Source organism: Bradyrhizobium centrolobii (genome assembly GCF_001641635.1).
Classification (GTDB): domain Bacteria; phylum Pseudomonadota; class Alphaproteobacteria; order Rhizobiales; family Xanthobacteraceae; genus Bradyrhizobium; species Bradyrhizobium centrolobii.
In genome coordinates this window covers 51174-65131 of the sequence record NZ_LUUB01000121.1, presented here as the reverse complement: position 1 = coordinate 65131, position 13958 = coordinate 51174, and the positions used below count along the sequence as shown (strand labels likewise).

12 protein-coding genes and 1 pseudogene are annotated in these 13958 nt (G+C 63.5%); 7 read left to right on the top strand and 6 right to left on the bottom strand.

Going from position 1 to position 13958, the window contains the following annotated elements; all coding sequences use genetic code 11:
* Positions 1–31: 31 nt before the first annotated feature.
* Entirely contained in the window at positions 32–430 is a 399-nt protein-coding gene (locus AYJ54_RS43280) for a DUF2306 domain-containing protein (RefSeq protein ID WP_063708592.1), read from the bottom strand.
* A gap of 203 nt (positions 431–633) precedes the next feature.
* A complete protein-coding gene (locus AYJ54_RS43275) occupies positions 634–1125 on the bottom strand; it encodes a single-stranded DNA-binding protein (RefSeq protein WP_063708591.1) in 492 nt (163 codons plus the stop codon).
* Positions 1126–1576: 451 nt separating this feature from the next.
* Here AYJ54_RS43275 and AYJ54_RS43270 point away from each other — a divergent pair, with 451 nt between their 5' ends.
* The 7 genes from AYJ54_RS43270 (at position 1577) to AYJ54_RS43240 (ending at position 10127) form a co-directional block, all read left to right on the top strand.
* The gene (locus AYJ54_RS43270; protein ID WP_063708590.1) at positions 1577–2335 is read left to right on the top strand and encodes an outer membrane protein; all 759 of its coding nucleotides are present in this window, start codon (positions 1577–1579) and stop codon (positions 2333–2335) included.
* Positions 2336–2597: 262 nt separating this feature from the next.
* On the top strand, positions 2598–3266 hold the full coding sequence (locus AYJ54_RS43265) for an outer membrane protein (RefSeq protein ID WP_063708589.1): 669 nt from the start codon (positions 2598–2600) through the stop codon (positions 3264–3266).
* Between the two features lie 159 nt (positions 3267–3425).
* Positions 3426–4196, top strand: coding sequence for an outer membrane protein (locus AYJ54_RS43260; protein ID WP_063708588.1), 771 nt, complete (start codon positions 3426–3428; stop codon positions 4194–4196).
* Between the two features lie 336 nt (positions 4197–4532).
* Positions 4533–7508: an excinuclease ABC subunit UvrA gene (gene uvrA, locus AYJ54_RS43255; RefSeq protein WP_063708587.1), complete on the top strand. Its 2976-nt coding sequence runs from the start codon at positions 4533–4535 to the stop codon at positions 7506–7508.
* Positions 7509–7521: 13 nt separating this feature from the next.
* Positions 7522–8502 carry a hypothetical protein gene (locus AYJ54_RS43250; protein ID WP_063708586.1) on the top strand — a complete coding sequence of 327 codons (981 nt, stop codon included), beginning with the start codon at positions 7522–7524 and terminating at the stop codon, positions 8500–8502.
* 32 nt (positions 8503–8534) lie between these two features.
* Positions 8535–9173: an HAD-IA family hydrolase gene (locus AYJ54_RS43245; protein ID WP_063708585.1), complete on the top strand. Its 639-nt coding sequence runs from the start codon at positions 8535–8537 to the stop codon at positions 9171–9173.
* Between the two features lie 33 nt (positions 9174–9206).
* Entirely contained in the window at positions 9207–10127 is a 921-nt protein-coding gene (locus AYJ54_RS43240; RefSeq protein WP_063708584.1) for a nucleoside hydrolase, read from the top strand.
* A 29-nt stretch (positions 10128–10156) separates the two neighbouring features.
* Here AYJ54_RS43240 and AYJ54_RS43235 read toward each other — a convergent pair whose 3' ends face one another.
* From AYJ54_RS43235 to AYJ54_RS53275, 4 genes and pseudogenes are all read right to left on the bottom strand, one after another.
* On the bottom strand, positions 10157–11110 hold the full coding sequence (locus tag AYJ54_RS43235; RefSeq protein WP_063708583.1) for a YVTN family beta-propeller repeat protein: 954 nt from the start codon (positions 11108–11110) through the stop codon (positions 10157–10159).
* Positions 11111–11112: 2 nt separating this feature from the next.
* Complete coding sequence (locus tag AYJ54_RS43230) at positions 11113–11679, bottom strand: SRPBCC family protein (RefSeq protein ID WP_063708582.1); 567 nt, start codon at positions 11677–11679, stop codon at positions 11113–11115.
* Positions 11680–12734: 1055 nt separating this feature from the next.
* On the bottom strand, positions 12735–13502 hold the full coding sequence (locus tag AYJ54_RS43225; RefSeq protein WP_063708581.1) for an AAA family ATPase: 768 nt from the start codon (positions 13500–13502) through the stop codon (positions 12735–12737).
* 113 nt (positions 13503–13615) lie between these two features.
* Positions 13616–13958 (bottom strand): annotated as a pseudogene (locus AYJ54_RS53275) (PCC domain-containing protein); the annotation flags it as partial.

Here is a 13958-nt window from a genome sequence, read left to right as displayed (position 1 = left end):
CCAGTCGGAGAGAGCGGCCTGAAACCGCCTGTCAGGACCCGAAAATCACGCGGTGCATGATGCGCCCGGGCACCAGCGTGAACACGCCCGCCACCACCAGCGCGCCGGCGAAGATGAAGATCATCATCCGCCGGTGATCGGCCACCCGATGGGTATGCGCGCGCCAGACTGCGAGCGGCAGCACCACCAGCGTGAAGATCGACAAGAGATGGATCGGGCTGAACGGGCCGACCAAGCGGATCTGGTGGATCCAGAACGAGGACGCCGCCACGGCGGCCATCAGGATCACCCAGATCCAGCCGACCGTCCGATGCGGCAGCGTGCCCTTGGGGGCCGCGAACTGAACGAGGCCAAGCACGAAAGCGGTCATGGCTGCGAAGGCATGCAGCGGAATGGCCGGGGCGGCCTCAAGCAGCGGCGCGAGGCTCATGCGGGCGTTCTCCGGGCTGGAGGAATCGCTATGTGAACAGGATTAACATTATGTTAATACCATTCACATCGCGCCCCGTCAAAAGCTCAGGATGCAGCATGAAGCAGGCCCGGAAAAGCCAAGCTTTATCCAACGATTGGTAAGGAATCCTGTCGTTCCATGCGAGCAGCTGCATCCGAGATGCGAGACGTACCCTTTGCGCCTCAGAACGGGATATCGTCGTCCATGTCGCTGTTGCGGCCGCCGCCGGCGGCCACCGGACGACGCGGTGCGCTGCTGATGGGACCGCTGGAGCCGAAGTCGCCGCCCGGCTCCTCGCCGAAGCTGCCGCCTCCCCCGCCGCCACGGCCGTCGAGCATGGTGAGATTCGAGTTGAAGCCCTGGAGCACGACCTCGGTGGAGTATTTCTCCGCTCCGCTCTGGTCGGTCCATTTGCGGGTCTGGAGCGCGCCTTCGACGTAAACCTTCGAGCCCTTCTTCAGATACTGCTCGGCGACCTTGGCGAGACCTTCATTGAAGATCACCACGCGGTGCCACTCGGTCTTCTCCTTGCGCTCGCCGGTCGCCTTGTCCCGCCAGGTTTCCGAGGTCGCCACCGACAGATTCGCGATCGGACGCCCGTCCTGGGTGCGGCGGATTTCCGGATCCTTGCCGAGATTTCCGACCAGAATGACCTTGTTGATGCTTCCCGCCATCTCCGCTCTCCACTCCAAATGTCACTGAATTTCGAAAGGCCGCGCGTTCCCGCAAGACGCGCCATCCGCCCCTGTCGAGGCGACCCTATACGCTTGCAGGCGCCGGTCAGCCCGTCATCGCCCAACTTATCCCCACATATAGCACCAACATCGACTTTGTTCCAGATTTGTTCCTCGACGAACCCAAGCGGAATAAGACGGCCGAATGACAAGGATGCGTCGAGAAAATGGCAGAGCCAGATGGAACTTTCTCGGGTTCCCGCCAACGGGAAAACCACTTAACATTCATTAACTTATGGAACCCTTCGTTCCTCTGCGACTGTTGCATTTCGGAGACGGACTCTGGTGCGGCCTTAAGCTACGGTTGGCCTCGGAATTAGTTCATATGGGCGTCGCGCCTGATTGACCGCTTCGGGGATTTCAAGAAGCGGGAGAAACTGGGGAGACTGCAATGAATAAGATTTTGGTGGGTGCAATCGGAGTTGTGGCCCTGGGCCTGTCGGCTCCCGCGAGCGCGGCGGATCTCGCGGCGCGTCCTTACGTGAAGGCGCCGCCGCCCGCGGTCGCCGCGGTCTACGATTGGAGCGGCTTCTACATCGGCATCAACGGCGGTGGCGGCTCGGCCCGCAAGTGCTGGGACTTTGTTGGCGTCGGCGGCGCGCTGATTACCGATGGCTGCCATAACGCGACGGGGGGCACGGTCGGTGGCCAAATTGGCTATCGCTGGCAGTCGGCCAACTGGGTGTTCGGTATCGAGGGCCAGGGCAACTGGGCTGACTTCACGGGCGATAACATCAGCCCAACTGCGCCTTTGCAGCAGAACCGAACCCGGATCAACTCTTTCGGCCTGATCACAGGCCAGGTCGGTTACGCCTGGAACAACGTCCTCTTCTACGTGAAGGGCGGCGGAGCGGTGGTCGGAGACAAGTACGACCTGATCGTAGCGCCCGGCTTTGTAGGCGTGGGCACTATCTTCGGGTCGGCCCGCGAGACCCGCTGGGGCGGCACCGTTGGTGCGGGCCTGGAGTTCGGCTTCGCACCCAACTGGTCGGTCGGTGTCGAGTATGATCATCTCTTCCTGGGTACTCGCAATAACGACTTCACCTTCGGTGGGGTCTTCGTCCAAACCGAACGCATCAGCCAGGATGTCGACATGGGACTCGTTCGCGTGAACTACCGCTGGGGCGGCCCGGCGATCTCAAAGTACTGACATCGCTCGATGATCCATCGTGCTTCAAGGCCGGCCTCGCGCCGGCCTTTTTGCTGCCTGGAGCATTCCAAGGAGCTGTGCGCAGCGAATCGGAACAATAGGTCAGTATTGTGGACTCGTTTTGACGTCTGTTGTGGCATTTGGGGTACACAACTTGCGGCTTTGCTGGTGTAAGCCGACAGCAGTTGGACCACAGCGTCCGATGTCCTTCCCATCGCACGGAAGGCAAAAGCAGAAAACTGGGACTGGGATTAAGTTGAAGATGAAGAAGATTTTGTTGGCTTCGGCCTGTTTGTTCGCACTCGGCGCGTTCGCTCCCGCCACGGCTGCTGATCTCGCAGCACGCCCCTACACCAAGGCTCCGGTGGCTCCGGCAGCGGTCTACAACTGGACCGGCTTCTACCTCGGTATCGTCGGCGGCGGCGCCTGGGAAAACGCCTCGACCGACCCGAAGATGAAGGGCGGCTTCGTCGGCGGCACCGCCGGCTACAACTGGCAGACCGGCAACGTTGTGTTCGGCCTCGAGGCTGATGGCACCTGGGCTGACGTCGACGCTTCGGCAACGGCGCTGGGAATCACCGTGAGCTCCAAGACCGACGCGATGGGCACCGTGCGCGGCCGCATCGGCTGGGCCGTCAATCAGGTCCTGTTCTACGGCACCGGCGGTTACGCCTGGATCGACAACAAGATCAGCCTCTCCGCACTCGGGGTCACCGTGTCGGACAGCAAGTGGCACTCGGGCTGGACCGTCGGCGCGGGCGTCGAGGCGTTCTTCGCGCCGCAGTGGTCAGTCAAGGGCGAGTACCTCTATCGCAGCCTCGGCGGCGAGACCTATTTCTCCGGCACCCTGCCCACGGGTACGCTCAACTTCCACACCGTGCAGGTCGGCGTGAACTATCACTTCGGCGGCCCGGTGGTCGCGAAGTACTAAGCTTCGCCCCAACGCCATCGCGTTACGAAAGGCCGGCCTCGCGCCGGCCTTTTTGTTTTCGCAGGGCATCGCGCCCAACCGTCATGGAGTCGAGAGTGCGGTGCGCATGGGCTCGCCCTTGCCTACCCGCGATCGCGTCCGGTCAGTTGGGGAATTGAAATGAAGACTGTGGTGCTGGCCTCGTCGGTCAGCTTGTTCGCACTCGGCGCGCTGGCGCCGGCCAGTGCCGCCGATCTGCCGCCCTTCACCAAGGCGCCGGTGGCCCCCGTGCTCGCCTATGATTGGACCGGCGTCTATGTCGGCATCAACGGCGGCGGCGGCCTCGCGCACGCCTGCTGGGGCATCACCAACGCACTCGGCGTCACGATCGATCCGGCCGAGGGCGAAGGCTGCCACAATGCGAGCGGCGGCACGGTTGGCGGACAGATCGGCTATCGCTGGCAGAAGGCGCACTGGGTGTTCGGAGTGGAGGGTCAGGGCAACTGGGCCGACTTCAAGGGCAGCAATGGCAGCAATGCCAGCGTCGCGCTGCCGGCGCTGACGAACCGGACCAAGATCGATGCCTTCGGCCTCTTCACCGGCCAGCTCGGCTACGCCGTGAACAGCCTGCTGTTCTACGGCAAGGCTGGCGCCGCCGTGGCGCACGACAAATACGAGACCTTCGCGCCCGGGCTTCCGGCGCTGGCGTTCAACAGCGTCAACCAGACCCGCTGGGGCTATACGGTAGGCATTGGCGTCGAGTACGGCTTCGCCGAGAACTGGTCGGTCGGCGGCGAGTACGAGCACGTGTTCCTGGGCCATCACAACGCCGACTTCGCGACCCTGGCCGGCGGCCTGCTCGCGCGCACCGACCGGATCGGCCAGGACATCGACGTCGGCGTGATCCGCGTCAACTACCGCTGGGGCGGCCCCCTGGTCGCCAAATACTGATCCGACAGGAACTCCTCCAAGTCCTGCTCATGTGCGGATCAGGCGATCCGCATCCAAATGCGAACGAAGGGCCGGCCGCGTGCCGGCCCTTCGGCTGTTCCGGGCGCAGTCGCTGCAAGGCTTGCTACTGCCACGTGCCGCCAGCGCGCCAACAATCCGTTGACGATTCGCAAGTCGCACTGGAAATCCGCCCCCGTTCTTCCTACGTTCGCTGCCATACCCATCGGCGCCGATCCCGGTTCCGGGCGAAGCGCGCCTCAACGCGGGCGCGACCGCGCACCCTTTGGGTTTTCTCTTCGCGGTTTTCTCTCTGGGATTTTCTTGGGGACCACCAGGATGGATGAAGTGATCAAGGCGAAGCGCCAACAACAGAACGCGGGCTCGAGCCTGCGCGCAATTACGATCCGTGGCGCGCGCGAGCACAACCTCAAGAACATCGACGTCGAGATTCCCCGTGACAAGCTCGTGGTGTTCACCGGTCTGTCTGGCTCGGGCAAATCCTCGCTCGCCTTCGACACGATCTATGCCGAAGGCCAGCGCCGCTACGTCGAGTCGCTGTCGGCCTATGCGCGCCAGTTCCTGGAGATGATGCAGAAGCCGGACGTCGACCAGATCGACGGCCTGTCGCCAGCCATCTCGATCGAGCAGAAGACGACGTCGAAGAACCCGCGCTCCACCGTCGGCACGGTGACCGAGATCTACGACTATATGCGCCTGCTCTGGGCGCGCGTCGGCGTGCCCTATTCGCCCGCCACGGGCCTGCCGATCGAGAGCCAAACCGTGTCGCAGATGGTCGACCGCGTGCTGGCGCTGCCCGAAGGCACCCGGCTCTATCTGCTTGCCCCGGTCGTGCGCGGCCGCAAGGGCGAGTACAAGAAGGAGCTCGCCGAATGGCTCAAGAAGGGCTTTCAGCGCGTCAAGATCGACGGCACCTTCTACGAGCTCGCGGAGGCGCCGAGCCTCGACAAGAAATTCCCGCACGACATCGACGTCGTGGTCGACCGTATCGTGGTGCGCGCGGACATCGGCCAGCGCCTCGCCGAAAGTTTTGAGACCGCGCTGAAGCTCGCCGAAGGCCTTGCCGTCGTCGAGTTCGCCGACGCGCCCGCGGCCGCACCTGCGGAGGAGAAAAAGAAGACCGCAAAGATCCACGACAAGAGCGGCCCCGAGCGCATCCTGTTCTCGGAAAAGTTCGCCTGCCCGGTCTCCGGCTTCACCATTCCCGAGATCGAGCCGCGGCTGTTCTCCTTCAACAACCCCTATGGCGCCTGCCCGGCCTGCGGCGGCCTCGGCGTCGAGCAGCATGTGGACGAGGATCTCGTCATCCCCGACAAGGAGATGACGTTGCGCAAGGGCGCGATCGCGCCCTGGGCCAAGTCGTCATCGCCCTATTACGTGCAAACGCTGACTGCGCTCGGCAAGCACTACAAGTTCACGCTCGACACCAAGTGGAAGGATCTCGCCAAAAAGACGCAGAACGCGATCCTCTACGGCTCCGGCGAGGACGAGATCAAGTTCTCCTATGAAGACGGCGTCCGCTCCTACGACACCAAGAAGCCGTTCGAGGGCGTCATCACCAACATCAACCGCCGCTATCGCGAGACCGAGAGCGAATGGGCGCGCGAGGAGCTGGCGAAGTATTTCCACGACGTCCCCTGCGAGGCCTGCAAGGGCTTTCGGCTGAAGCCGGAGGCGCTCTGCGTCAAGGTCGGTGGCAAGCATATCGGCGAGATCTCCGAGCTGTCGGTGAAGCGCGCCGGCGAATGGTTCGAGGGCGTGCCGGAGGCGCTGAACACGCAGCAGAAGGAGATCGCGAGCCGCATCCTCAAGGAGATCCGCGAGCGCCTCACCTTCCTGCTCGACGTCGGGCTCAACTATCTCACCCTGTCCCGCTCCTCCGGCACGCTGTCCGGCGGCGAGAGCCAGCGCATCCGCCTGGCCTCGCAGATCGGCTCGGGTCTGACCGGCGTGCTCTACGTGCTGGACGAGCCCTCGATCGGCCTGCACCAGCGCGACAATGCGCGCCTGCTCGATACGCTGAAGCGCCTGCGCGACCTCGGCAACACCGTGGTCGTGGTCGAGCATGACGAGGACGCCATTCGGCTTGCCGACTATGTCCTCGACATCGGGCCCGGCGCCGGCATGCATGGCGGCAATATCGTCGCCGAAGGCACGCCCGCCGAGATCATGCGCAATCCGAAATCGCTGACCGGCAAATATCTCACCGGCGAGCTCGAGGTCGAGGTGCCGGACCGGCGTCCGCCGAACCATCGCCGCACCATCAAGGTGGTGAACGCGCGCGGCAATAACCTCAAGAGCGTCACCGCGGAGATCCCGCTCGGCCTGTTCACCTGCGTCACCGGCGTCTCCGGCGGCGGCAAGTCGACGCTGCTGATCGACACGCTCTACCGCGCCATCGCGCGCAAGCTGAACGGCGCGAGCGAAGGCGCCGCCCCGCACGACCGCATCGAGGGCCTGGAGCACATCGACAAGATCATCGACATCGACCAGTCGCCGATCGGCCGCACCCCGCGCTCCAACCCCGCGACCTATACCGGCGCCTTCACGCCGATCCGCGAGTGGTTTGCCGGCCTGCCCGAAGCCAAGGCGCGCGGCTACGAACCGGGCCGCTTCTCCTTCAACGTCAAGGGTGGCCGCTGCGAGGCCTGCCAGGGCGACGGCGTCATCAAGATCGAGATGCACTTCCTGCCCGACGTCTACGTCACCTGCGACGTCTGCAAGGGCAAGCGCTACAACCGCGAGACGCTGGAGGTCCTGTTCAAGGGCAAGAGCATCGCCGACGTCCTCGACATGACCGTCGAGGAAGCCGCCGAGTTCTTCAAGGCCGTCCCGCGCGTCCGCGAAACTTTCAACACGCTGCACCGCGTCGGCTTGGACTACATCCATGTCGGCCAGCAGGCCACCACGCTCTCCGGCGGCGAGGCGCAGCGCGTCAAGCTGGCAAAAGAGCTTTCGAAGCGCGCCACTGGCCGCACACTCTACATCCTGGACGAGCCGACCACCGGCCTGCACTTCCACGACGTCAAGAAATTGCTCGAAGTGCTGCACGAGCTGGTCGCGCAAGGCAACACGGTCGTCGTCATCGAGCACAATCTCGAAGTCATCAAGACGGCAGACTGGGTCATCGACCTCGGCCCCGAGGGCGGCGACGGCGGCGGCGAAATCGTCGCCTGGGGCCCGCCCGAAGACATCGCCAAGGCACCGCGGAGCTACACTGGCAAGTTTTTGGAGCCGGTGCTGAAGAAGGCGCGGAAGCCGAAGCGGAGGAGCACGAGCGAGGCGGCGGAGTAGTGCGATAAGACAAATGAAATGGAGGCAGCGCACTCTCGACGAAATCGCCGACATGATCTGCGGCAATGGTGAGGGTGCGCCCTTCGTCTACCGTAGCAGCAGTTACATCACTCGATTCTTCCGCGACGCCGACACCGATTTCGCTCACGGTGGATCGACGCGCGCCGCATGGGTGTCAGGCGTCCTCGAAGAGATTTTGAGCGAGCCGCATCCAGACGCACTGACTCCGCCTGCTACGTTTTGTCGGGTCATTGCCACGTTGATGGACGTCGCAGATGCGACAGATGGCGATCCTGATCGCTCTGCGGCTCTATCCAAATTAAATGTGTCGCTAGCCCGGGAGGGTTTCGAGGCATTCTATGCCACCGATCAAAAATGCTATCTCCGGCACATCGGAACCGGAACTGTCGCAGCCCCGACCGTCAATCCTCACCGTCCTCTTTCAAAAAATGAACTCAAGCGGCGTGAACTGCTGACGGCGTTTCTCGACAAGGCCTCCGAAGACGAACTGATTGGCGAGGTTTTGCTACCGTTGTTTCGCCAGCTCGGCTTTCATCGGGTTACCGCTGTTGGCCATCGAGACAAGTCGCTCGAATACGGTAAAGACATCTGGATGCGCTACACTCTGCCGACACAACATGTCCTGTACTTCGGCCTACAAGTGAAACGCGATAAGCTTGATGCGGCCGCGATGAGCAAAAATGGTACGGCGAACGTTGGAGAAATTTTCAACCAAGTTACGATGATGCTTGGTCACGAAATTTTTGACCCAGAGACTAGCCGCCGCGTCTTGGTAGACCATGCCTTCATTGTTGCAGGCGGCGAGATTACTAAGGCCGCCAGGAATTGGTTGGGCGAACGGCTTGACGCGTCTAAGCGCAGTCAAGTTATGTTCATGGACCGAGTTGACATACTAAATCTTTTTGTTGTCACTAATGTCCCGCTGCCGCAAGGAGCGAGACGTGTCGAATTTGATGATGACATTCCATTTTAGCTAAGGTTACCTTCGATATATTTCGTGCGGCAATGCCCTACTCCCTTGCAATCTTCGATCTCGACGGCACGCTGGCCGACAGCTTTCCGTGGTTCCTGCGCACCATCAACGATGTCGCCGACCGCTTCGGCTTCCGCCGCGTCGCGGATGAGGATGTCGAGGGGCTGCGGCATGCCTCGACGCGCGAGATCCTCGCCTACCTTCAAGTGCCGGTGTGGAAACTGCCGGCGATCGCGCAGCATGCGCGGCAGCTGAAGGCGGAGGCGGCGGCGGAGATTTCGCTGTTCGCGGGTGTCGAGACGATGCTGGGGGCGCTGTCGCGGAGCGGCATTCAGCTCGCGCTGGTGACATCGGACAGCGAATCCAATGCGCGCGAAAAGCTCGGCGAGGCCGCCGCCCTGTTCTCGTATTTCGATTGCGCCGCCTCGCTGTACGGCAAGCCCGCGAGATTCCGCCGGGTCGTCCAGCGTGCCGGCGTAGAGCCGGGCCGCGTGATCGCAATCGGCGACGAGGTCCGCGACATCGAGGCGGCGCGGGCCGTCGGTATTGCCTGCGGCGCGGTGTGCTGGGGCTATGCTGCGCCGGCGGCGTTGCGGGCGCAGGGGCCCGATTACACGTTTGAGCGGATGGAGGAGATTGCGGATATGCTATGTCGGATTCCGAAGGCCTGATCTCAAATCCAGGGCCTGTCCAGGGAGACGGTGATGGCGATAACGGAAACGGCTCGCTTGAGGCTTCTGGCGCCGCCTGTCGGCAAGGTGCGCGTCGTGCTCGACACCGACACCTATAACGAAATCGACGATCAGTTTGCGCTCGTCCAGATGCTGCTCTCGAAGGATCGCTTCGACGTGGAGGCGATCTACGCTGCCCCTTTCTTCAACACACGCTCGGACGGTCCGGGCCACGGCATGGAGCTGAGCTATCAGGAAATCCTGCGCCTGCTGGAGCGCCTGAACATCTCGCCTGACGGTCTGGTTCATCGCGGCGTCACCGAGTATGTCGGTCCTGCAAAGCAGGCCCGGGAGGCGCCCGCGGTCGATGACATGGTCGCCCGGGCCCGGGCGGGATCGCCTGACAATCCCCTCTACATCGTTGCCATCGGTGCCATCAGCAACGTCGCCTCGGCGCTACTCAAGGCGCCTGATATCATTGATCGCGTCGTCGTCGTGTGGCTGGGCGGCCATGCGCTCGAATGGCCTGATACGATCGAGTTCAATCTCAAGCAGGATGTCGGCGGAGCCCGGGTGCTGTTCGACAGCGGCGTGCCTCTCGTTCTCGTGCCGTGCAAGGGCGTCACCTCGCACCTTCACAGCACCGTGCCGGAGATCGAGCGCTATGTCGAACCGCACGGGGGCATCGGCGCGTTCCTGGCCATGCGCTTCAAGGAATACGCATCCGATCACCTGGGCTGGTCGAAGGAAATCTGGGACATGGCGCCAGTCGGCTGGCTCCTGAATCCCGATTGGGCGCCGAGCGTGATCATTCCGGCGCCGATCGTGACCGACCAGATGACGTGGAGCATCGATCGCAGACGGCATTCGATCCGCTATGTGACCTTCGTCGATCGCAACCCGATTCTGAAGGACTTCTTCCTGAAATTGCAGGCGTTTGCCGCGTCAAGCTAGGCGCCCTCAATGGATTGGTGGCTTCACCCCTACTCCGTCCGCCGCAAGAACGCCCCGAACGCGCGCGGGCCGTCGCCGACCTTAACCTCGCCGATCACCTTCAGCTCCACCGCATCGATGATGCTGAGCGAGTTGCTCTCCCAGTTCGCCACGATGATCCGCTTCCCGTCCGCGGTCGCGGCGATCCCTTCCGGATAGTCGCCGACGTTGATGCGCGTGACGGGCTTCAGCGTCGCGAGATCGAACACGCTGACGGTGCCGCCATATTGGTCGGTGACGAAGCCTCGGCCTAAAGCCAACGCCACCGCATAGGGGCGCATCCCCACGGCCACCCGGCCGATCTCGCGCGCCTCCGCGATGTCGATCACGGAGACGTCGTTCGATCCGACATTGGCCGTGTAGGCGCGCCGGCCCTCGGCATCGATGGTAATGCCAAACGGGCGCACCCCGACCTTAATGACGGCCCGCCGCTCGCGCGTCGCGGTGTCCACGACCGAGACGCTGTCGCCATCGCGGTCTGCCGAGAGCAGGAGCCGCCCGTCTGATGTCACCGCGAGGCCCGACGGCGAGGCGCCGACCGCAATATCAGCGATTACGCGCTGCAGCTTCGGATCGACCACCCGCACCGCCGCAGCGTACCAGTCGGCAACATAGACTACGGCTCCATCCGGCGCGACCGCGACACCGAGCGGACCACCGCCGACGTTGATCTTGCCGACGACCCGCCGGGCCGCGGCATCGACCACCGTAAGTGCCTTGGCATCGGGGCTCGTCACATAGGCGAAGCGTCCGTTCGGGGTGACGGCGACACCCGCTGGCTTGCCGCCAATCTCGATGGTCGCGACGGGCCGCGCGGTTGCGAGGTCCACGACCGTCAAGTTTTCGCTGAGCTGATTGGTGACGAACGCCTCCTCAGCCGAGGCTTTCTCGGCCGAGGCTAGGCTGATGCTGGCGGCCAGCGCCGCCAGAACCAGGGCCCGCACGGTCAGCTTCCACTCTCGATCTTCTTCTTCAGCGCCTCGAGGCCGGCCTGATACAGCCCCTTCACCGCCTTGACCGCGGCCTCATCGCTCAGCTCCGGCGGCGGATCGTTGTTGGGAAAGCCGCGGTAGAACGCGCCGGCCCATTCCAGCGTCGAGCCCTTGCCGTCGGCGCTCGGCGTCACCGTCAGCGTCGAGGAATAGTTGTTGACCGGCAGCACCTTCACGTCGACGGCAGTGATCCGGTAGGAATAGGTCATCGCGCCGGCGTCGAACTTGTAGAGCTCCTCGTCGACGGTGGCCCCTCCCGTCAGCGTCAGCCGCCGCGTCGCGCCGATCTCATTGCCCTTCTCGCCCTCGGTCTTGGTGACCGGCGCGAGCCAGCTCATGTCCTGGAAATTGCCGATCACCGCCCAGACCTTGGCCGGCGGCGCGTTGATCTCGATGGATTCCCGCACCTTCTGCCGGGTCGGCCCGTGCGCCCAAACCGGCTCGAAAGCCGCCGTCAACGCCATCCCCGCCACCGCCAGCGCCGCCACCCCGGCGATCGCCTTACCGATCGTCACCCTCATGTCGTGTCCTCATCTCGTCTCTTTGACCTTGCGCGACTGATGCGCGCTGGGGGTCATCGTAACGCATATTTGGACCGTGGGGAGACAAGTTCGTGGCGCGGCGGTGGCGGGACCACCGCGGACCACGATCGCTTGGGTTGCCCGACGGGCAAAACACGCCAGGGCGTCGTCAATCCCTTCGCACCGTCCGCGCCTCAAATAATTCGCTTTACACGAATTCGGAATTATCGCATATTTCGTCCGTCTCGACCCGGTCCGAGGGGCGTATCGCGATCGTCACGACACGCGGGTTGGGATGCGGTGGACGCGGGCGGCGTCGCGGCGCGAAGGTAGTTGCAGGGCGGGTCACTCCGTGAGCGACCACCGCGCGCACACGAAGGGTGCAGCCTGCGTACGGCAAAATCGTGTGGTCCTGGCGCCCGGAGTCTGTGCGCCAAGTCTTGCGGTGATGCTGCGGCCCGACCGGGTCCGCAACATCAGTCATCCGCAAAGCGACGGGGGCAATAGTGCATCGCTCCCCGGGGAGAGCGCGACATAAGCCGTAAAGCCACTGCGCAGGGAAGGCCGGGATGTCCTGGCTGCCCTGTATGCCGCTGCGCATCTGCTTTTGCGCATTTGCGCACAGCGGACCGCGGGTGCCAGCCGGCGCCCGGCCTTCCCTGCGCCCTCGGCACTTTTGAGGGCGGCAACTGAAGCAAAGCTCGGGCGGAATACGCCGCGAGGATGAGAGCTTGTGCCAGCCTTCAACGACAGTCTCATGCCCCGCACGCTGCGCAGCAAGAAGTGATGGCTGCACAGCCGGGGCCCATGCATCAGCGAGCCGTGTGGCCTTCTGGGTCCCGGCTCTGCGCCGCAACGCTTACGCGCTGCAGCGCGTCCGGGACACGAGAGTGGAGAATGCCGCTACTCAACACATCGTCATTGCGAGCCAACGGGTCCGCGCAAAGCGCGGCCCGATGACAGGCTTCGCGAAGCAATCCAGAATGCCGCCCGCGGAGACAGTCTGGATTGTTTCGTCGCAAGAGCTCCTCGCAATGACGACGGAGAGAGCGACCTCACTCCGCCAGCGTCGCTTCCACGAAGCCTCGAGGATCTGCGCAAAACTCCCGCATCAGCCGATAATGATCTGTCTGCTCTATCGCCACTGGCTCCAGCCCATATTTGCCGAGCCGCAGCAGCCGCGCATTGGGATAAGCCATCAGCATCGGCGCGTGGGTGGCCATGATCACCTGGCAGATCCGCGAGTTCTCCATGCTCCGCAGCAGCTTCAGGAATTCGATCTGGCGCGACGGCGAGAGCGCCGATTCCGGCTCGTCGAAAATGAAGATGCCCTGGCGTTGGCAGCGTTCCTCGAAGAAGCGCAGGAAGCCTTCGCCGTGCGAATAGGACAGGAAATCGGGCGGCGCGGCGCCCGCCTCACGCGCAGCCTGATCGAGATAGCGTGCCACCGAGAAAAAGCTCTCGGCGCGAAAGAACCAGCCATTCGTGATCTTGGGGAGCCAGCTTGCGCGAAGCACCTTCGACAGCGCCCCGCCCATCTTCTCCTGTGCCATCGAATGGTCGACTGGCATGTAACCCTTGCCGCCGCCCGCGTCGTCATAGCCAGCGAGTGCGGCAATGCCCTCCAGGATGGTGGACTTACCGGTGCCGTTCTCGCCGACAATGATGGTGATCGGGGAGTCGAAGCCGAGTTCGAAATCACCGGCGAAGATCGGAAGGCAAAAGGGATAAGTGTCGCGGTCCCGGACCTGCGACGGATCGAGCCAGATCCGCCTCAGATACGGCGCCGGCAGATTGATTGTGCGATTGCCTCTCCGACCCATTACTCCCCCCCCCTGCCAATTCCAGCCAGCACGTGCTCGCTCACGAGAACATATCAGGAACATTGGCCACATGAAAGTGGCATGCGCGCTCGGCCAAAAGCCGCTGGTCGCGTCTACTCCAGCACCTCCAGCACCAGCTCCATGGTCATCAGCACGGGATTGTCGCCGCGGATCAGGCGGCCTTCGGCGAGGCCGCCGGTGTAGTCGACCAGGGCCACATCCAGCGCGGCTTCGAGCGAGCCGGAATGGCTGGGCGCGATCGTCCCGGCCGTCACCGCCAGTTCGGTGGCGAACGGCTCGGTCACGCCGCCATGGGTGAAACGCGCGCCGATGGTCGAGCCGACGCCGCCAAGGATTTTCGCACGCGCAATGCCGCGCTCGCGGCAAAAGTCTTCGAGGCAGCCGGCAAAATCCTGGTTCGGCCGCAGCCGCAGCGCGAAGGCGCGGCTCGTGGCG